Genomic DNA, 19,136 nt, shown 5'->3' with positions numbered 1-19,136 from the left:
AACAAAATATGAGAGTTTTATAACTTATAATTATGGATTCATTTTCATTTGTCGGCAACAGCGACATTGAAGCAATTGAGAAACTATACGAGCAATACAAAGAAAACCCTGAATCGGTAGATGCCAGTATGCGTCATTTTTTTCAGGGATTTGAATTTGCCTCCCGCCATTTTGATTCTTCAACCGAAGGGATTGTAGGAAAAGAGTTTAATGTTATAAACCTGATTCACGGTTACCGTCAGCGTGGTCATCTTCATACAGCTACCAATCCCGTTCGTTCCCGCCGTAAGTATTTTCCAACGTTAGATATTGAGAATTTCGGATTATCGGAAGATGATCTGGATACCGTATTCCACGCCGGGAAAGAGATTGGTCTTGGACCTGCACCCCTACGGGAAATCGTTGAGCATCTGAAGCAAACCTACTGTGGATCGGTGGGGGTTGAGTATCTCTACATACGTCATCCCGAAATGGTGTCATGGTTAAAGAAGCGGATGGAAGAGGTACGTAACACCCCCTCATTCACAGTAGATAAAAAAATTAGGATTTTTCACCGCCTTAAAGAAGCTGTTGGTTTTGAAAGTTTTATTCATCGGCGATTTGTCGGGCAAAAGAGGTTTTCGCTCGAGGGATGCGAAGTATTAATCCCTGGTCTGGATGCGCTGATTGATAAGGGGGCCCAAACCGGTATTCGTGAAGTGGTGATTGGCATGGCTCATCGTGGTCGACTGAATGTTTTGAGCAATATTTTGAAAAAACCTGTGGTCGACATCTTTAATGAATTTAATGGCGACCAGTATGATGATAGTATTTCTTTGGGAGATGTTAAGTATCATTTAGGATATGATAATTCTATCGAAACAGCTTCAGGACAAACGGTTAAGGTTAATTTATTACCAAACCCGTCGCATCTGGAAGCCGTAACACCCGTAGTGGAGGGTCTTACCCGCTCGCTTGCGGAACATAACTATGGGAAAGATTTTAGTAAAATTATCCCGGTTGTTATACATGGAGATTCTGCTATTGCTGGTCAGGGCGTAGTCTATGAGGTTGTTCAGATGGCTTCGCTTAGTGGTTATTCTACCGGTGGTACAATTCATATTGTTATTAACAATCAGGTAGGATTCACAACCAATTACTTAGATGCCCGCTCAAGCACCTATTGTACTGATGTGGGGAAAGTCACTCGCAGCCCGGTGTTTCATATCAACGGCGATGATGCAGAAGCATTGGTCTATGCCATAGAGCTGGCTGTAGAATATCGCCAAACCTTTCATTCTGATGTGTTTATTGATATTCTTTCTTATCGGAAACATGGGCACAATGAAGGTGATGAACCCAGGTTTACGCAGCCTACCTTATATAAAGCCATAGCTTCTCATCCCAACCCTCGGGATATTTATGAACAAAGGTTGATAAAGGAAAAAGTACTTTCCAAAGAAGAAATTGTCCGTTTCCAAAACGAGTTTAACGAAATTCTGGAAAAAGCCCTGACTGAATCGCAAAAAACAGATATTGTACATATTCGTCCGTTTCGTCGGGATTTGTGGGGGCGTTTCCGCCACGTGGAGGAAAGTGACTTTTCTGAATCCCCTGCCACCGGGGTTGAGAAAGAGATTTTACTGGAGCTTGCTCAGAAAATTAACAATCTTCCTTCCGATCGAAAATTTTTCCGTAAGCTGGAAAAATTGGTGGAAGACCGTAAGCGAATGGTCCGAGAAAATCATATTGATTGGGCCATGGCTGAATTATTGGCTTATGCTACTTTGTTAATGGAAGGACATCCGGTGCGTATAAGTGGTCAGGATTCGGTGCGGGGAACTTTTGCTCACCGGCATGCCGGTTTTACGATTGAAGATAAAGACGAAATTTATTTTCCGTTGCAACATCTTGATGAAAAACAGGCTATTTTTAATATTTATAACTCACCACTTAATGAATATGGTGTTTTGGGGTTTGAATATGGCTTTTCATTAGGCGTCCCGGATGGGCTGACCATCTGGGAAGCCCAATTTGGTGATTTTAGTAATGTGGGGCAAGTAATTATTGATCAGTTTATCAGTTCAGCAGAGGAAAAATGGGGACTGAAAAATGGATTGGTTCTATTCCTTCCTCATGGTTTTGAGGGACAAGGGCCGGAACACTCCAGTGCGCGCATCGAACGCTTTCTGAATCAGGCTGTGGGGAAAAATATGCAAATATTAAATTGTACTACGCCTGCCAACTTTTTTCATGCGCTTAGACGTCAGGTAAAAAGAGATTTTAGAACACCTTTGGTGATTTTTACACCCAAGAGTCTATTGCGACATCCCCGTGTGATATCGGAAGTAGAGGATTTTGTTCAGGGTTCTTTCCAAGTAGTGTTGGATGACGATAATACCGACAAGGAGAAGGTAAAGCGAATTGTTCTTTGCAGCGGTAAAATTTATTACGATTTGCTGGAACGCAAAGAAGAACTCAATGCTCGGGATGTGGCTTTAATACGTATAGAACAATTGCATCCGTTTCCTAAAGAACGTATCCTGGAAATCGTTGCGCAATATCCTAATGCACTGCTTAATTTGTGGGTACAGGAAGAGCCCGAAAATATGGGCCCCTGGTATTATGTGAATTATAAGTTGCCGGAATTAAATCTGGTTCCGGTAGCGCGATTGGCCAGTGCGAGTCCTGCCACCGGCCTTAGCGGCTTGCATGTGGTTGGACAAAAAGAAATTATTGGTAAGGTGTTTAAAAAGTGCCATTGTGAATTGAATAATATTTATTGCGGTTTGCAATGTGTGGAAGGTAAAAGTCATGCCGAAATATTGAAACAACATAAGTATTTTGAAACACCTCAAAAGTTTTCTATCTAAACGATGGAGGCTTAAGACTCGATAGTTAAATTTTTGAAAAGGTAGTTTAACTTTTTATAAACTAACAGAATGTTTTTGTAAGCTTTATTCTAAAAATATCCTAAAACAATGATAGAAGTAAAGATACCCAGCCCTGGTGAATCGATAACAGAGGTAGAGTTAGCCACCTGGCTGGTTGCCGATGGTGACTTGGTTCATAAAGATCAAGACCTCGCTGAAGTAGAGTCCGACAAAGCGACTCTGATTCTTAATGCCCCTGAAAGTGGAAAAATAATTATTAAAGTTGAAGCAGGGACTACGGTAAAAGTAGGAGAAGTTGCCTGTCAGATTGATACCTCGGTGAAAGTTGAGGAACAAAGTAGTGTTGAAGTAGAAAAAGAAACTCAGGCACCTAATGCCCCGTTAAAGGAAGAAGAAATTGCAAAAGATTCTGCACCAACGCAAAAAGGAGCAGAAAGTGCTGTTGCATCAGCCCAAAGTAAAAAATTGGTGCAGGCGACCACCGCTTCAAAGGGAAACAACAAAATAAAAACTACCCCGTTGGCCAGAGAAAAAATGAAAGCCGCCGGTCTGGGGGTGGATGATATTGTGGCAGGACTTAGAAAACTTTCCGTGGCTGATGTTGATGCCGTTATTGAAGGACTATCGTCAGAGCCTTTAGATAACCAGGAAGTCAGCCGCAGCGTGAAACGCGAAAAAATGAGTCAGCTGCGAAAAAAATTGAGTCAACGTTTAGTTAAGGTAAAAAATGAAACCGCCATGCTTACCACCTTCAACGAGGTGGATATGTCAGCAGTAATTAACATCCGTAAAAAATATCAAAATCGTTTTGTTGAAAAGCATGGGATTAAATTGGGCTTTATGTCCTTTTTCCTGAAGGCTTCTGCCATTGCTTTAATGGGGCGTCCCAAAGTCAATAGTATGATTGATAATGAGGAAATTGTTATTCCCCAATTTGTTGATATCTCAGTGGCCGTTCAGACACCTAAAGGATTAATGGTGCCGGTGATCCGAAATGTGGAAAGGAAGTCTTTGGCCACATTAGAGAGAGAATTAAAAGAATTGGCCGATAAAGCCCGCTCAGGAAGAATATCGCTTGAGGAGATGTCTGGCGGAACCTTCACCATTACCAATGGGGGCGTTTTTGGTTCAATGTTTTCAACACCATTAATAAATCCTCCCCAATCTGCCATTTTGGGAATGCATAACATTGTGGAACGACCTGTTGCCGTTAACGGAAAAGTTGAAGTTAGGCCAATTATGTATATTGCTTTGAGTTATGACCATCGTATTATCGACGGTAAAGACTCGGTTGGCTTTCTAATGGATGTGAAAAAAATGATTGAACAGCCCGAAATACTGTTACACCATGGGAAAAATCCTGTTGAACAACTGCTTGAATTGTAGTAGTAGACGGGTTGCTTCAAAAAAAAGATAGTAGCATAACATTTTATCTTATTCTATCTATCGACCTTACCAAAGCTTCATCTTTCCCTATTGCTCTCATTGCAAGAAATACCAGAATCAAGGCAATTAATGGGAGTATTAGGGGAAGATTGAAGGAAAGGTCGGTGACCCCCAAATTTTTTGCGCCGGTTTTACCCATATAATAAATTAAACCGGAAAGACCGGGCAAAAAGCCCATATTCAGACCACAAAGTCGGATTTGCAAAATTCTTTTCTTAAATAAGAATATGGTAAAAAAAGATACAGCGGTAGTTGCTATGGTCAAAATAGAAAGAGCTATACCGGGAATTACCAATGTTTCTGATGCATCTTGTTCTATTCTGAAGATTCCTCGCCACGTTAATTCATAATATTCTTGCATATTGGCCATTTCGGCCAAACTGAAAAAAAATAAACTGCCGGTGAGCAGTGCAGCAAAAAACAAATATAGGGTTTGAATACGTTGTATCATATCTTTTTTCTTTTGTTGCAAAAATAAAAAATTGTTGATTAAATTCTCGATTCTTGGTGAAATTGTGCTGCCAGGAAGATATTTAGTGTTTTATTTTTCGATTATTTTTTCTTATTTTGGTTTTGCCTGTAGCTTTTTGAATGTTCTTTATTTAAGGCTAAATTGGGAATGAGGCTTTCTGGTTTATTGCATTTACGCTGTGAACTAATAGTTTAATTAATTTTGAGTCGTTTTTTGTATAATGCTTTTTTTGAGGATAGGAAAATATTTTCAGTTGGCGTATTTTTGAGTTTATTAGCAGAAAAATAAATAAAGACAATAAAATATGAGAAGGATAGAAGAATCAGAATTAATATTAAATCCAGATGGTTCAGTGTTTCATCTTCATATAAAACCGCAGGAAGTGGCCGATAATATTATATTGGTAGGCGATCCGGGGCGGGTGGATACCGTTGCCGGATTTTTTGATAGGATTGAAGCTGGCGCCCAAAACCGTGAGTTTGTGTTTCGAACCGGAAACTATAAAGGAACAAGATTTACCGTCCTTTCAACAGGAATTGGAACCGATAATATCGATATCGTGCTTAACGAATTGGATGCGTTGGTTAACGTCGACTTTGAAAGCAGAAGAGTAAAAAAAGAAAAAAAATCCTTGAATATAGTGCGTATAGGGACATCGGGTTCGCTGCAGGATTATCTTCCTGTAGATAGTTGGTTGTTAAGCGATAAAGCTATAGGATTTGATGGTTTACTTAATTTTTATAACGGAGTTGAAGCCATTACCAATCATTCGTTTGAAGAAGCATTGCTTCAATTCATTGGTTGGTCTGAGCGGCTCACTCGTCCTTATGTGGTGGAAGCTAATCGTGAACTGGTAAACCTTTTGTCCGGGTCGAATATTCATAATGGTATAACTATTTCGGCGCCCGGGTTTTATGGTCCACAGGGAAGGGTTATCCGATTGGAATTGGATAATGCTCAAATAAATGATAAGTTGTCGGAATTTAGTTTTGAAGGCGAAAAAATTACTAATTACGAAATGGAATGTTCGGCAATTTATGGTTTGAGCCAATTGTTAGGTCATAGAGCTGCTACCGTTTGCGCTATTATTGCCAATCGTAAGGCGGGAACCTACAGCAAAAATTACAAACATGGCATGAAGGCATTAATTCAATATGTTTTAGAACGTTTATCGCGGTAAGAAGTTGTAGATAGTGAGAGTATGGATACTCAAAAAATTAAAGCCCTAATAACCCTTCTGGACGATCCCAGTGAAGAGATATTTAATACCGTAGAAAATGAATTGCTTAAAGCGGAAGTGGAGATCGTCCCTGAGCTTGAAAAAATTTGGGAGACCCAGACCAACGGGGTTGTACAATACCGTTTGGAGAACATTATTCATACCCTGCAATTCCGCGATGTGAAAAAACGCCTGGCGGAATGGAAAAATAACAATGGTGAAGACTTGCTCACGGGTGTTTGGCTGGTTGCTAAATATCAATATCCCGAATTGACATTTGAAGAGATTGACCGTTCGATTGAAAAACTGAGAAAAGATATTTGGCTAGAATTGAATGAACATCTTACCGCTCTCGAAAAAGTGCGGGTTATTAACCATATCCTTTTTGATGTTCATGGTTTTTCAAGAAATAACAGCAATTTTCTTTCGCCTCAAAATTCGTTTATTTGTGATGTTTTGGATACCAGAAAGGGAAATCCTATTTCGTTGTCCGTGATTTATGCTGAAATAGCACAGCGCCTAGGGTTACCCATATATGGTGTCAATTTGCCAAAGAATTATATCCTTGCTTATTTGGATGAACCGGAACAAAGGGATAGAGTTCGGTTAAGAGATGATGCCTCTGTATTGTTTTATATTAACCCAATTAATAAGGGTGCAGTACTCGGTCGACGAGAAATTGAGCAGTTTATCAAACAACAGAAATTAGAAAACAAGAGCTCTTACTTTATTCCTTGTTCCAATATTGATACAGTTAAAAGAATTTTGAATAATCTTTTAATTGCTTATCAGCAAGCCGGGCAAGTAGAGAAATTTGAGGAAGTTAAGGAATTAATGTCTGTTTTTGCCCAAAAAGAAGACTTTAATAATTAATGTGATTTTTGTTTAATTTATTTCCCATTTGCATCGATTGAGTGGCCTTTAATAAAGTTTGTTTTTGAATTTTATTGTTAGGTTGTTATAAGAAATTTTTTTGAATGAGTTGTCTGTTTTATTTTACTTTTTGAACGGTTGTGCCGGTCTATGATGTTTTTTCAAAAAGCATTAAGTCCGGGATTTTATTTTTTATGTAGTAAACAGACTGAATTTAAAAGAGGATGACCAAAACGATTTGAATATTTTTAAAGTTATAACCATGAATAAACCTTTTAAAGGATTATATCCGAATATATTATGGCATTATTTTGAGGAGATATGTAAGATTCCGCGACCATCAGGTCACGAAGAAAAAATGATTGATTGGTTGTTGGAATTTTCCCATCAAAAAGGATTGAAAGCAAAGCGGGACCAGGCTGGAAATGTGTTGATATCAAAACCCGCTTCCCCAGGATATGAAAACAGACCTATTGTGGTTCTCCAATCACATTTGGATATGGTTGGAGAAAAGAATAGTGAGAAAACTCACAATTTCCTTAAAGATCCTATAATTCCGATACGGAAAGACGAATGGATAAAAGCCGATGGGACAACTCTTGGTGCCGATGATGGCATAGGTATTGCTGCACAATTAGCCTTACTGGCTTCGGACAATATTGCTCATGGACCTTTGGAATGTTTATTTACAGTTGAAGAGGAAACTGGTCTTACCGGTGCTTTTAATTTGGAAGAGAATTTCCTGCAGGGAAATATTTTGATTAATTTGGATTCGGAAGATGAGGGTGAGTTGTTTATAGGATGTGCAGGAGGGATTGACACTGTTGCCCGATTCAAACCGGAATTGAATGAGGTCCCTTCGGGGTATAATGCCTTGGAAATTCAAATAACCGGCTTAAAAGGTGGCCACTCCGGTGATGACATTCACAAAGGATTAGGAAATGCCATTAAGATTTTGGTGCGGCATTTATGGCAAATGGAAAGAGAGCTGGGCATGCGATTGGCTCATTTGGAAGGAGGTAATTTACGAAATGCCATCGCCAGAGAAGCTTTTGCAACGGTTGTTATTCCTTCCGCATACAAAGAACAGGCTCGTGTCGCCATGAACATGTTTGCGCATGATGTAGGTCAGGAATTGCGTCATACAGACCCGAATGTGAGGATCCAGATGGGCACCACGACTCTGCCGGAAAAGGTTTTCTCAAAAAGTTTTCAATCAAAATTGCTGAATGCCTTATATGGTTGCCCACATGGTGTAATAGCCTGGAGCCAGGAAATAGATAATTTAGTTGAGACCTCAACAAATCTTGCCTCTGTAAAAAAAGTTGATGGAGAATTAATTGTTTCAACCAGTCAGCGCAGTTCAGTGGAAAGTGCAAAAAATAATATTGCCAATATGGTCCATAGTATCTTTGAGTTGGCTGGTGCAAAAGTTGAGCATTCAGATGGTTATCCCGGTTGGGAACCCAATATGGATTCGCCCTTACTTAAAGTGGCTGTGAATACTTACGAACAATTATTTAAATATAAGCCCAAAGTTAGAGCTATACATGCCGGACTGGAATGTGGTCTTTTTTTGCAAAAGTATCCGCATATGGATATGATCTCATTGGGACCTACCATCAAAGGTGCCCATTCCCCCGATGAACGTTTACATATTGAAAGCGTTGGAAAATTTTGGGACCATTTGCTCGCTATTTTGAAAAGCCTGTGAGTGATCTTTATAAGTGAATATTAGTTTTTTAAGGGGCGAAAAGTGTGGAATTTAGGCTTTTTGCCCTTTTTGCTTATGTCTTTTAAAAGTAAATCTTTGGCTTCACATGAAGGACAGCCACCCCCACAGCCACTACTATCTTTCGAAAACATTGTTTTGTAAAAGGCATATAAAGTGTACCCAAAGGCTGCAATGACCGTAATTATTGTAAGAATTTCTTGTATCATTTCTTATTGCTTTAATTCCTTGTTTAAAAGTTGTTTAAATTAAAGTCTCTGAAATACAGATAGTTTTCCGATAATCATATATTAATTTTACCAAAGCTATTTGATATTTTAGGTTTCAGACTATAATAATTAAAAATTGTTCCAATTAACCGGGATTAAACTTGCTTGAATAATAAAAATGGAACAATCTAATAATTAGTAGACCTTCCTGTTTTAAACTAAGCATGATCTATATAAGTAATTTCCCAACCTGATAAATTACAAGAGATAATAAATAAGCTAACCCAGTTGTATAAAATATAGTAAATATGGCCCATTTCCAAGAACCGGTTTCTTTTCTGATTGCAGCTACAACAGCTACACACGGAAAATAAACAAGCGTAAATATCAGAAATGAAATGGTCGTCAGTTTTGTGAAAACTGGTGTGCCATCCGGGTAGGAATCGCTCTTAATTTGTTCAATTAATTGTTGGTTTCCACTAGTTGAAGTATCATCGGCTTGGTAAAGAACTGCCATGGTGCTTACAACCACTTCCTTGGCGGCAATGCCACTGAGAAGACTGACACCCATTTTCCAGTCAAAACCTAAAGGTCGTATGGCCGGTTCTAGGCTTTTGCCAATTCTTCCGATATAGCTGTCCTCGTGCCGAATTTTCTCCTGCAAATGTTCAAGTTTTTCCAGTTCATTAGATTTCTGCTGTTCAATAGATAAACGTTCATTTTTATCGACAGACAGTAACTGTTCGTTATATTTTTGCTCTAGGTCTGCCCGTTGTTTTTCCAGCAATAAGGTATGCTCGTTATGCCTTGGATAATATCCCAAAAACCAAATGATAATGGATGCGATCATGATAACGCCTCCCATTTTCTTCAGGTATTGGCGACCTTTAAACCACATGTGTCGCAAGGTACTTTTGAAGGTGGGAAGCCGATATGGTGGCAATTCCATGACGAACGGTGTGTCGTTTTTCTTAAAAAGAAAGCGCTTAAATAAGCGTGCCACTATTACTGCCAGAGCTATTCCTGTACCGTAAAGGACAAAAAGGACCGTTCCGGGATGCTCCGTGAAAAATGCACTTATAAATATGATATACACAGGTAGTCGGGCACTGCATGACATAAAAGGATTAATCAAAATGGTCAGAAGGCGATTGTTGGGATCTTTAATGGTACGTGTAGCCATTATGGCAGGAACATTACACCCAAACCCCATGATTAGAGGGATAAATGACTGTCCATGCAAACCTATTTTATGCATCACTTTGTCCATAATAAAAGCCGCACGGGCCATGTAACCCGTATCTTCCATAAAAGAAATGAAGAAAAATAATATAAGAATATTTGGAAGAAAAACTATAACACCACCAACACCACCAATAATTCCATCTACTATCAGGTCCACAAACGGCCCGGGTGGTAATGTTGCCGAAGCCCAGTTGGATATTAAGGCTACACCTTGTTCTATCCAATTCATTGGATATTCGCCCAGTTTAAAGGTGGACTGGAACATTAACCATATAAAGAAAAAGAAAATTGGAAATCCCCACAGTTTGTGCGTTAGAACAGAATCGATCATATCGGTTTTTCTTCTGCGCTGCTGTGGGTTTTCACGATAAGTCTCTTTTAATGCTCCGGCAATAAAACCGTAACGGGCATCAGTAATAATAGTTTCTATGTCTTCGTGATAGGTTTTTTCTAATTTTTGAGATTGCTTTTCGGCTTCGTTCAAAATTGATGAATACTTTTCAGATGAAAATTCCTCTAGAAAAACCGAGTCTTTTTCAAGTAATTTTATGGCCAAAAAGCGAGGTGATATTCTGCTATAGAGTTCTGGATAATCAGTTATTTTCTTTTCTACGACTCCCAGTGCTTGTTCAATAGCCGCTCCAAAGTTAATTTTAATGTGTCGTTCAGTTTCATTGTTGGCTTCATAGACTTCTACAACTTTTTGAAAAAGTTCGGTAATGCCTGCACCTTTTGAGCCAACAGTGGGAACAAACGGGATTCCCAGCATTCTTTCGAGGTGCTGATAATCAAGTTTATTGCCTCGTTTTAATAGATCGTCGTACATGTTAAGGGCTACCACCGTTCGAACATCCATATCCATCAACTGGGTGGTCAAATAAAGGTTTCTTTCCAGGTTGGAAGCATCTACCACATTGATAATAATATCCGGATGTTCTTTGCTAATGTGCTCTCTTACATATACCTCCTCCGGACTGTATGCCGAAAGAGAATAAGTTCCCGGAAGATCCGATACTTTTAATGTGTACCCATTGTGATAAAATATTCCCGTTTTTACATCAATAGTAACGCCACCGTAGTTGCCTACACGTTCATTAGCACCACTGGCCTGGTTAAAAATGGTGGTTTTACCGCAATTGGGATTGCCTACTAAGGCAATGTGTATGGTCTTTCTTTTTTCGGTTACCTTTTGGGGTACTGTTTCATTCGTTATATTGGTGTTGAAACTATAAGGTTCGAATGGATGAGCCTCATCTTGTGAAATAACTTCAACCAATTGGGCTTCATTTCGTCGAAGTGATATTTTATAATCCATTACTTTATATTCGATGGGATCTTTAAGTGGTGCATTTTTTATTACCTCAACCTTTTTACCTTTTACAAATCCCATTTCAATAATCCGTTTCCGGAAAGCCCCATGTCCCCTTACCTTTACGATTATTCCTTCCTGTCCAGTGCTTAATTCTGCAAGATTCATATTGTTGTGTAACCTTATGTTTAATCCTTTGATTTTGAAATTTTCCAAATTTAAGGATAGTTCTACTACTCAACAATACCAATTATTAGGTATTTTTAAACCATCCGTATAACTTTTATCTAAGTTCTTGGTCGAATATAGTTTAAAATTAGTTTATTGTGATTTAGTTAATAGCCCCTAGTGTATCCAATACTAATAACTGTTCCCTAATCACAAAAAAACTTTTGCCTGTGTAGTCCTGTTTCTGTCTTTAGCTTTTTGTGATTGGTTAAAGTAATCTTAAACATATTGATCTCTTAAATAAGCATTATGGTCATGTGTTTAAAAAGCCCAATTGCTAATTCCCAACTGTCTGCCTTCATTCTAAGGATTATTTGTAGCCAACGCGGGATGAAGATTTGGTTGTGCGGAATACCGAAAAAATGGCAGATTATTCCAAATAAAATGACGAAACGACAGATACAACCTAAACATAAAAGCGATCCGTTCGTTATACTTATGTGAAATTTAGTATTTATAGGAATTATTGAAAGTCAGACTTTTTAAAATATGATTTTTCTTTAATTTTAATGCCAATCTTCGGAATAACGATCCTTGACACAACGATAGGATAGGGATTTCAATAATCGTTTAGTTTGGTAAGGTAATTGTTAGGAAGTACATTTGAATAAAATAAATGAACGCCATGGATTTTTCAGGTACATTTGAGGATTTTCAACGAGTTGTCAGAGAAAATGGGGGCGAGATCCAGGTTATGGAGCGCGAAGTATCTCTTGATACTCAAATGGCGTACATGAGAATGTCGAAGGAGGTTAAAAAGAATTTACGACCCGACATAGTTACTTCCGGAAAATATGAATTATGGGATGAAAATTCCTCCGTTCAAAGTAAACGAAAACGTTTAGCTGCACTCGCTTCTATTGGTACTCCGGATGCTATTCGTACTTTACAGAGTTATCAGGAGAATCCTGACAAAGGGCTTGAAGACTGGACCTATTTGGCACTTGAAGAATGCAAATTAATATTTCAGGCTACCATGCTTGATCACCCTCCCATGTTTATTTCTACCGGATTAGGAGGGAGTGGTCAAAAGTTGCGATTTTTTGGTGCCTTTTTCTCAAAAGATGGCAGTGACTTTGATCAAACCAGACAGAGAGTAATTTCGGGAGAGGTAGAATATATGTTTGATAAGTTTGATGGAAAACTGGAATTTATTGGGTTTTCAGGTCAATTTGTAACTTTTTGGGGACTTGTCCCCATTGATGTGCCGCTTAATGAAAAAGTAAAAGCAGCTATTGACGAAGCCAATCTATTGGGTGGAGGATTACGGCGAGACTTTGTTCTTACAAATGTTAAAAAGTTAACTTTTTTCGAGCTGGGAGAAATATTAAAAAAAATAGATAAAAAGAGCTTTGGAAATTCTGATAATCCTGGCTTACTTCAATAACCAGGCGAAGAACAATATAAAAAAAACGGGGCTTTATAAAAACACCCCGTTTTTTTTATGCAATTCAGTTGTCATTACTCCTGATTAAGGTCTTCAAAGTCAACATTCGTATATTCAGCCGTAGAGAGTGTTTCTTCAGTAGATTCTGAAGATTCGGTTTCTACTGAGCCATCGCTATTATTTAACCCTTGTTCGGCCTGAATAAACTCGATCACTTCTTTTAGACCATTGGTGAACTTTTCAAAATCCTCTTTGTATAGAAAGAGTTTGTGCTTTTCAAAGCGAAACCGACCGTCTTCTTCAAAACGCTTTTTGCTTTCGGTAATGGTCAGGTAATAATCATCTTTTCGGGTCGCCTTGACATCAAAAAAATAAGTCCGCTTTCCGGCTCTTACTACCCTCGAAAAGATCTCTTCTCTTCCATTTCGCTTTTTTTCAATTCCATCTTTTTTGTCAAATCCTTCCATCTTAAATTAAATTTTTTGAGTAAGAAAACATTGTGTTTCTCCTGCTCAAAAATGGCAATAATTTTTCAAAATAACCAATTATTGTTTACAGAATTATTCTAAAATTTAAACTATTTAACGACGAATGATGATTTTTGGCAGATTAAGCTGCTGAAAACCTGCTTTATTGTTTAATTGTATCCTTGACGGAGAAATTTCGGCTCGAAAGTGATATGATTTTTTGACGATGTGAGGCAAGAGCTAAATTTTAACAATAATTGTTTAGCTTCTATAGCAATAGAATATTTTGTACAAAGCATTTAAGGAAGAAGTAGTTATTATAGTGGTTTTATTTGATTAACCATTTTCAAGCTGAAAAGTCAATTGGTACACTAATTTATGAGATTTTTAAGTGGCTAGGGAACGTTGTTTTTTACCCGGGCATTCTTGTAGAAAATAAAAAAAAATCTACTTTTGTGATGAATAATTATCTGAAGTCTTAAAAGTTCTTTAACGAATGCTTAGTAGAAGATTGCTCCGTGTGAAAGTAATGCAAACGGTTTACGGTCATTTCAGAGGGGGAGATACATCCCTTCAGGAATCCGAGAGGGAGTTGTTTCACAGTATTTCCAAATCCTACGAACTTTATCATTTACTTTTACTTTTAATTTTAGATGTACGTGATCTGGCCGAAAGGAGAATTGAAATAGGGCTTAACAAGAAGCGGCCTTCTTACGATGATTTACATCCCAACAGGAAATTTATTAATAACAAAGTTATAAAACAATTGGGGGAGAATCGTCAGTTATTGAAATATATTGAATCTAAAGGCGTTTCCTGGAAAAATAATGAAAAATATGTAAGAGATATATTTAAATTTATTTGTGATTCTGAACTCTACCAACAATATATGGCTTCAGATGACCTTTCATATGAGGCCGACCGCAAATTTATAGCTAAACTTTATGAAAAAGTTATCGGGCAATATCTTCCTTTATATGCTCTTTTTGAAGAAGAAAGTATTTTTTGGAATGATGAAGCGGAATTTGTGGTTAGTATAGTGGTCAAAACCATCAAAGAGTTTAAAGAAGAGAATGGTGAAAATCAGGTGCTTCAAAAAGAATTTAAGGATGAGCAAGACCGCGAATTTGTAAAAACTTTATTTCGTAAAACAATTTTGAATCATTCAGAGTATAAATCTCTAATAAGAAAATTTTCGCGTAACTGGGATTTGGAGCGCGTTGCTTCTCTTGACATAGTTTTAATGGAAATTGCTATTACAGAGTTTTTGGAGTTTCCGGAAATACCGGTTAAAGTAACTTTAAATGAGTATATTGAAATAGCCAAGCATTACTCTACTCCGAAAAGTGGTATATTTATTAATGGTATTCTGGACAAAATAATTAACTATTTAAAGAAGGAGAATCCCTCTGAAAGATTAATAAATAAGAAGTGATTTAGATGAAGCACCAGAGTTTTGGAGTTGTCGGAGAAATTTTGGTATTAATTGTTCTCTTCTTTATGGTGAGTTGTAAAAGCGGAAATACCACAAAAGAAGGCAATAATTTTTTTTTAGAGGGTGATGGAGCCGGAAAGCCGGTATTTGCTTTTGTTGAACATGATTTGGGTAAGCTAAAAAGGGGAGAAGAGGCAGGAGCGCGTTTTCGTTTTAAAAATGAAGGAGCCGCCCCTTTATTTATCGAAAAAGTAAAAACTGGGTGTGGTTGTACCGTTGCCAAATATACCCGTAAGCCTGTCATGCCCGGTGATGCTGGTTTTGTTGAAGTAATATTTAATAGTGCAGGAAAGAGTGGAATACAGTTTCAGCAAGTGAGTGTCTATTTTGGTGGTTTAGAAAAACCAATTCTACTCTCATTAGTAGCTCAAGTTACTGATTAAATTTTTAAATAGTAAATTATTTTTTTGAACTTAAATTGATAGAATTATGATGAGTTTATTATTACAGGCTGCTGCTACCGGCGAAAGTAGGGGTTTGCTGATGCAACTATTCCCTTTTATCTTAATTATTGTGGTGTTTTACTTTTTTATGATTCGTCCTCAGGTAAAGAGACAAAAAGAGCTTAAAAAATACCGCGATAACCTTAAGAAAGGTGATAAAGTGGTAACGACCGGAGGTATTTATGGTAAAGTTACTGAAGTCAAAGAAAATTATGTTATTGTTGAAATCGCAAATAATGTAAATATTAAGGTTGACAAAGCAGGCATTATTATGGATATGACGGATGCTGTAAGAAAATAAAAGTCACACATATCCGTTTATTAATTATTTTGTTTTCAGTGGCCAATGATTATTTTTGTAAATCATTGGCTTTTTTGTATCAGTACAGATTTTGATATAATAGTTGATGAGTGTTGCTTTTCCTTTTTTATGTTTTAGAATGCTATCTGATGCTCAATTTTCATGGGAAGAGATGTAATATATAAACAATATCAAAAAGTTCAAGGAATCGTTAGGTTGTGGTTTGATCAGCTTAAACAAGATAAGAACCTGGTGGTCTTTTTAATTTTTTTGGTTATTTCGACCGGATTTTGGTTTCTTAATGCTTTGCGAAAAGAATATACTGCAACCTTAAGTTATCCGGTAAAGTTCGTGGATTTACCTGAGAATAAAATGCTGCCGGAAGATTTTAGAGGACGTATAGAAGTTAAGGTAAAGGCCGTTGGATTTGTTATTTTACGTTATCAATTGAGTAATGCTTTTTTGCCACTTACTTTTAGCGTCTCTGAAATGCAATCTTTGAAAACCGCTTCTGGTGAGGAGGGAGTTTTTACTATTACTTCAACTGAAAAAAACAAAATTGCAGGACAACTATCACAGGGTATGGAATTAATTGATATTAGTCCGGATACTTTATTTGTTCCGCTGGCTGAAAAAGGAAATGCTCGTGTCCCTGTAAAAATTTTGGCAGATATTGGTTTCCAAAAGCAATACCTCCAAGCTGGAGAAATAATGGTTCAACCTGATTCGGTGACCATTTCCGGGCCTAAATCGATTGTAGATACCATACGGTTTATCCAAACTCGTAAAATCGATCTTCAAGGTCTTTCTGATACAGTTACCACCAATGTGCCTTTGGTTATACCTCCACGTGTGAAATCGTCTGTAAAAAAGGTGACAGCTACTATTCCTGTAGAACCGTTTACCGAGATAAACTTAAAAATTCCTTTACGAATATATGGATTACCGGATAGTTTACGAATTAAGACTTTCCCTTCTTCTATCCAGGTTTCTTTCAGGGTGGGAATTAGCAAATATGGTACCATTGATGAATCTCATTTTAGTGCTGTAATAGATGCCTCGCCTGTGTTGCGAAGTGACCGCCCTGAACGCCTGAAAGTGCGGTTGGATAAAGCTCCAATCAATATTGAATCGCTTAGTTTTTCCCCTATTTTTGTGGAATATTTGCTTGAAAAAAAGAATTAGTTTTGTTAAAAGTTGGTGTTACAGGTGGTATAGGTAGTGGCAAAACCACCATTTGCAAAATTTTTGAGTCGTTAGGTATCCCTGTTTATTATGCCGACTTGGAAGCGCGCCGGTTAATTCAGGAGCATCCGGTTCTGGTTGAGGGGTATCGAAAATTATTTGGAGAAAAGGCTTTTGAATATGGAAAATTAAACCGAAGTCATGTTGCCAAAATGATTTTCCATGACCCTGAGTTGATTTTAAAAGTAAATGCCCTTGTTCATCCGGTGGTGCGAGAGGACTTTTTTCAATGGTCACGACGGCAAAATGCTCCTTATGTTATTGAAGAGGCTGCTGTTTTATTGGAGGGCGGTGGAAATCACCTTCTGGATAAGATAATATTGGTAAGTGCACCTGAAAATGTTAGAATTGCGCGTGTTGTTCGACGTGATGGAATGAGTGAAGAGCAGGTGCTAAAGCGCATGAAGTATCAATGGAATGATGATAAGAAACGTCTATTTTGTAATTTTGAAATTACAGCAGATGATAATCATTTAGTTGTTCCTCAGGTTTTAAAAATACATTTTGAATTATTGCAAATATGGGATTGTTAGGTTCACTTATTGGATTTGGTATAGGCTGGTGGGTCATGGGGCCTATCGGTGCTTTAATTGGCATGTTTTTAGGGCGGCACGCAGGAGAAGCCGCGTCAGGAGAAAGAATTAGTATGAACCAAACAAGAGAAGCTTCACGTGATGGTTTTGTGGTTTCTCTGTTGGTACTTTTAGCGGCGGTAATGAAATCCGATGGTAAAATTTTACGGTCTGAACTGGATTATGTCAAAAACTATTTAAGAAACTTGTTGGGTATAGAAAAGGCGGGTGAAGCCTTGATTATTCTCCGAGATCTGACAAAAAAAGAAATTCCACTTTTGGAGGTTTGCCACCAAATACGGATTAATGTTAATTATGATAGTAGGATTCAGTTGCTCCATCTCTTGTTTGGATTGGGATTGGCTGATGGAATTCTGGATAAGACCGAAATTGAGGTTATTCAACGAATTTCCAATTTTTTAGGTATTTCCGATGCCGATTATCAGTCCGTGTTGAATATGTTTTATGATAATTTGGATGCAGCTTATAAAGTGTTGGAAATTTCGCCATCTGCTTCCGATGATGAAGTAAAAAAGGCTTATCGAAAAATGGCTTTACGTTTCCACCCTGACAGAGTTAGTCACCTTGGACCTGAGTTTCAGAAGTCAGCCAATGAAAAATTTGCAAAGGTCAATGAAGCGTATGATAAAATTAAAAAGGAACGTGGATTCAATTAATTCTTTCTGGTGGAGATAATAAATTACGGTTCTAAGAAAATTTGTATCTTTAAAAAACTTAGGTCATAATTGTTTTAACAGATCAACAACGTAGGTAATAATTAATGTGTGTAAAACATTTTTTTAGAGTATAAAGTAATTATATGCATTAAAAGGACGGTCAATTACATGTTTATATTATTTTTGTCGCTCCAAAATTTATTGCAAGCAACAAGTATAATTTTAACCATTTGTTGTGTTAGGGGGTTGTTGCCTTGCATGTTTAAATAGACCTATGTTTTAGATAAATTTTAACTAATGAGTATGTTGAAAGGAATCCTTGCTATTTCCGGAAAACCCGGACTTTTTAAGTTAATTACAAATGCTAAGAACAGCATTATTGTAGAATCGTTGCTTGATGGTAAGAGGATGCCAGCCTATGCTACTTCTAAAATTAGCTCTTTGGAAGATATATCTATTTATACTATCGATGACGACGTGAAGCTGGCAGATGTTTTTATCTCTATTTTTGAGAAAGATGTTAAAATAAATCCTAAAAAGGCTTCTTCAGATGAGTTAAAGAAGACTTTTAAAGAGGTGCTGCCTGATTACGATGATGAGCGAGTTTATGTTTCCGATATTAAAAAAGTCTTTACATGGTTTAATCTCTTGAAGGAAAAAGGTATTATTAGTCAGGAAAGCATTGAAGAATATAACAAAGCCAAAGAATCGGAAGAAGTGGATGAAGAAAAAGAAAATTCAAATAACGAATAGCGTTAATTTCGGTTTTTAAGTTTCCATTTTCTTAGGACATAATTGGTTATAAAGTATATGTGAAATACTTCAACAAATCCCAACGGGAACAATTAAAAAAAAACAGCAAAAAAAGATTGAAAAAAGTATTGCAAAATAAAATGAAAAGTCTACTTTTGCATCCGCTTAACGAAGCAGTGCAATTGGCAAA

17 protein-coding genes are annotated in these 19,136 nt (G+C 37.4%); 13 read left to right on the top strand and 4 right to left on the bottom strand.

The features are described 5' to 3' along the window. The first annotated feature begins 32 nt into the window (after positions 1-32). Positions 33-2,852 carry a 2-oxoglutarate dehydrogenase E1 component gene (locus tag BM130_RS02140; protein WP_010526838.1) on the top strand — a complete coding sequence of 940 codons (2,820 nt, stop codon included), beginning with the start codon at positions 33-35 and terminating at the stop codon, positions 2,850-2,852. 108 nt (positions 2,853-2,960) lie between these two features. Then, positions 2,961-4,259, top strand: a complete 1,299-nt coding sequence (gene odhB / locus BM130_RS02135; RefSeq protein ID WP_010526839.1) for a 2-oxoglutarate dehydrogenase complex dihydrolipoyllysine-residue succinyltransferase — start codon at positions 2,961-2,963, stop codon at positions 4,257-4,259. A 43-nt stretch (positions 4,260-4,302) separates the two neighbouring features. On the opposite strand, the gene BM130_RS02130 is transcribed toward odhB, so the two are convergent. Beyond that, positions 4,303-4,770, bottom strand: a complete 468-nt coding sequence (locus BM130_RS02130; RefSeq protein WP_010526840.1) for a DUF4293 domain-containing protein — start codon at positions 4,768-4,770, stop codon at positions 4,303-4,305. Positions 4,771-5,095: 325 nt separating this feature from the next. On the opposite strand from BM130_RS02130, the gene BM130_RS02125 reads away from it, so the two are divergent. The 3 genes from BM130_RS02125 (at position 5,096) to BM130_RS02115 (ending at position 8,597) form a co-directional block, all read left to right on the top strand. Continuing rightward, the gene (locus BM130_RS02125) at positions 5,096-5,971 is read left to right on the top strand and encodes a nucleoside phosphorylase (RefSeq protein ID WP_010526841.1); all 876 of its coding nucleotides are present in this window, start codon (positions 5,096-5,098) and stop codon (positions 5,969-5,971) included. Between the two features lie 21 nt (positions 5,972-5,992). Next, positions 5,993-6,883 carry a transglutaminase-like domain-containing protein gene (locus BM130_RS02120; RefSeq protein ID WP_010526842.1) on the top strand — a complete coding sequence of 297 codons (891 nt, stop codon included), beginning with the start codon at positions 5,993-5,995 and terminating at the stop codon, positions 6,881-6,883. A 262-nt stretch (positions 6,884-7,145) separates the two neighbouring features. Next, positions 7,146-8,597, top strand: a complete 1,452-nt coding sequence (locus BM130_RS02115; protein WP_010526843.1) for an aminoacyl-histidine dipeptidase — start codon at positions 7,146-7,148, stop codon at positions 8,595-8,597. 20 nt (positions 8,598-8,617) lie between these two features. On the opposite strand, the gene BM130_RS02110 is transcribed toward BM130_RS02115, so the two are convergent. Both BM130_RS02110 and feoB read right to left on the bottom strand, forming a co-directional pair. Further along, a complete protein-coding gene (locus BM130_RS02110; RefSeq protein WP_010526844.1) occupies positions 8,618-8,824 on the bottom strand; it encodes a FeoB-associated Cys-rich membrane protein in 207 nt (68 codons plus the stop codon). A gap of 229 nt (positions 8,825-9,053) precedes the next feature. Further along, positions 9,054-11,546, bottom strand: a complete 2,493-nt coding sequence (gene feoB / locus BM130_RS02105; RefSeq protein WP_010526845.1) for a ferrous iron transport protein B — start codon at positions 11,544-11,546, stop codon at positions 9,054-9,056. A 685-nt stretch (positions 11,547-12,231) separates the two neighbouring features. On the opposite strand from feoB, the gene BM130_RS02095 reads away from it, so the two are divergent. Further along, positions 12,232-12,993, top strand: coding sequence for a hypothetical protein (locus BM130_RS02095; protein WP_029626505.1), 762 nt, complete (start codon positions 12,232-12,234; stop codon positions 12,991-12,993). A 74-nt stretch (positions 12,994-13,067) separates the two neighbouring features. Here BM130_RS02095 and BM130_RS02090 read toward each other — a convergent pair whose 3' ends face one another. Further along, positions 13,068-13,460 (bottom strand): DUF3276 family protein, encoded by a 393-nt coding sequence (locus BM130_RS02090; RefSeq protein WP_010526848.1) that lies wholly within the window; start codon positions 13,458-13,460, stop codon positions 13,068-13,070. Between the two features lie 496 nt (positions 13,461-13,956). On the opposite strand from BM130_RS02090, the gene nusB reads away from it, so the two are divergent. The 7 genes from nusB (at position 13,957) to BM130_RS02055 (ending at position 18,946) form a co-directional block, all read left to right on the top strand. After that, positions 13,957-14,895: a transcription antitermination factor NusB gene (nusB, locus tag BM130_RS02085; protein WP_010526849.1), complete on the top strand. Its 939-nt coding sequence runs from the start codon at positions 13,957-13,959 to the stop codon at positions 14,893-14,895. A gap of 5 nt (positions 14,896-14,900) precedes the next feature. Next, the gene (locus tag BM130_RS02080) at positions 14,901-15,338 is read left to right on the top strand and encodes a DUF1573 domain-containing protein (protein ID WP_010526850.1); all 438 of its coding nucleotides are present in this window, start codon (positions 14,901-14,903) and stop codon (positions 15,336-15,338) included. A 46-nt stretch (positions 15,339-15,384) separates the two neighbouring features. Continuing rightward, positions 15,385-15,699: a preprotein translocase subunit YajC gene (gene yajC / locus BM130_RS02075; RefSeq protein WP_010526851.1), complete on the top strand. Its 315-nt coding sequence runs from the start codon at positions 15,385-15,387 to the stop codon at positions 15,697-15,699. 162 nt (positions 15,700-15,861) lie between these two features. Beyond that, positions 15,862-16,884 carry a CdaR family protein gene (locus BM130_RS02070; RefSeq protein WP_010526852.1) on the top strand — a complete coding sequence of 341 codons (1,023 nt, stop codon included), beginning with the start codon at positions 15,862-15,864 and terminating at the stop codon, positions 16,882-16,884. Between the two features lie 2 nt (positions 16,885-16,886). Beyond that, positions 16,887-17,477 carry a dephospho-CoA kinase gene (gene coaE / locus BM130_RS02065; protein WP_010526853.1) on the top strand — a complete coding sequence of 197 codons (591 nt, stop codon included), beginning with the start codon at positions 16,887-16,889 and terminating at the stop codon, positions 17,475-17,477. Next, positions 17,465-18,193, top strand: coding sequence for a TerB family tellurite resistance protein (locus BM130_RS02060; RefSeq protein WP_010526854.1), 729 nt, complete (start codon positions 17,465-17,467; stop codon positions 18,191-18,193). Before coaE ends, BM130_RS02060 begins: the two co-directional genes overlap by 13 nt. A gap of 297 nt (positions 18,194-18,490) precedes the next feature. Then, positions 18,491-18,946, top strand: a complete 456-nt coding sequence (locus BM130_RS02055) for a DUF5606 family protein (RefSeq protein ID WP_237706097.1) — start codon at positions 18,491-18,493, stop codon at positions 18,944-18,946. Positions 18,947-19,136 lie beyond the last annotated feature (190 nt).

The organism is Thermophagus xiamenensis, from assembly GCF_900112795.1.
In the GTDB taxonomy this organism is placed as follows: Bacteria; Bacteroidota; Bacteroidia; order Bacteroidales; family Marinilabiliaceae; genus Thermophagus; species Thermophagus xiamenensis.
The sequence above is the reverse complement of the archived record's forward strand: the minus strand, read 5'-3'. Positions and strand labels throughout refer to the sequence as shown.

Bases quoted from the DNA above. Each gene is read 5' to 3' on its own strand.
- BM130_RS02140 (WP_010526838.1), top strand. From the start codon at position 33: ATGGATTCATTTTCATTTGTCGGCAACAGCGACATTGAAGCAATTGAG.
- BM130_RS02095 (WP_029626505.1), top strand. From the start codon at position 12,232: ATGGATTTTTCAGGTACATTTGAGGATTTTCAACGAGTTGTCAGAGAA.
- feoB (WP_010526845.1), bottom strand. From the start codon at position 11,546: ATGAATCTTGCAGAATTAAGCACTGGACAGGAAGGAATAATCGTAAAG.
- BM130_RS02130 (WP_010526840.1), bottom strand. From the start codon at position 4,770: ATGATACAACGTATTCAAACCCTATATTTGTTTTTTGCTGCACTGCTC.
- BM130_RS02080 (WP_010526850.1), top strand. From the start codon at position 14,901: ATGAAGCACCAGAGTTTTGGAGTTGTCGGAGAAATTTTGGTATTAATT.
- BM130_RS02055 (WP_237706097.1), top strand. From the start codon at position 18,491: ATGAGTATGTTGAAAGGAATCCTTGCTATTTCCGGAAAACCCGGACTT.
- BM130_RS02115 (WP_010526843.1), top strand. From the start codon at position 7,146: ATGAATAAACCTTTTAAAGGATTATATCCGAATATATTATGGCATTAT.
- odhB (WP_010526839.1), top strand. From the start codon at position 2,961: ATGATAGAAGTAAAGATACCCAGCCCTGGTGAATCGATAACAGAGGTA.
- BM130_RS02090 (WP_010526848.1), bottom strand. From the start codon at position 13,460: ATGGAAGGATTTGACAAAAAAGATGGAATTGAAAAAAAGCGAAATGGA.
- nusB (WP_010526849.1), top strand. From the start codon at position 13,957: ATGCTTAGTAGAAGATTGCTCCGTGTGAAAGTAATGCAAACGGTTTAC.
- yajC (WP_010526851.1), top strand. From the start codon at position 15,385: ATGATGAGTTTATTATTACAGGCTGCTGCTACCGGCGAAAGTAGGGGT.
- BM130_RS02060 (WP_010526854.1), top strand. From the start codon at position 17,465: ATGGGATTGTTAGGTTCACTTATTGGATTTGGTATAGGCTGGTGGGTC.
- BM130_RS02070 (WP_010526852.1), top strand. From the start codon at position 15,862: ATGGGAAGAGATGTAATATATAAACAATATCAAAAAGTTCAAGGAATC.
- BM130_RS02110 (WP_010526844.1), bottom strand. From the start codon at position 8,824: ATGATACAAGAAATTCTTACAATAATTACGGTCATTGCAGCCTTTGGG.
- BM130_RS02120 (WP_010526842.1), top strand. From the start codon at position 5,993: ATGGATACTCAAAAAATTAAAGCCCTAATAACCCTTCTGGACGATCCC.
- BM130_RS02125 (WP_010526841.1), top strand. From the start codon at position 5,096: ATGAGAAGGATAGAAGAATCAGAATTAATATTAAATCCAGATGGTTCA.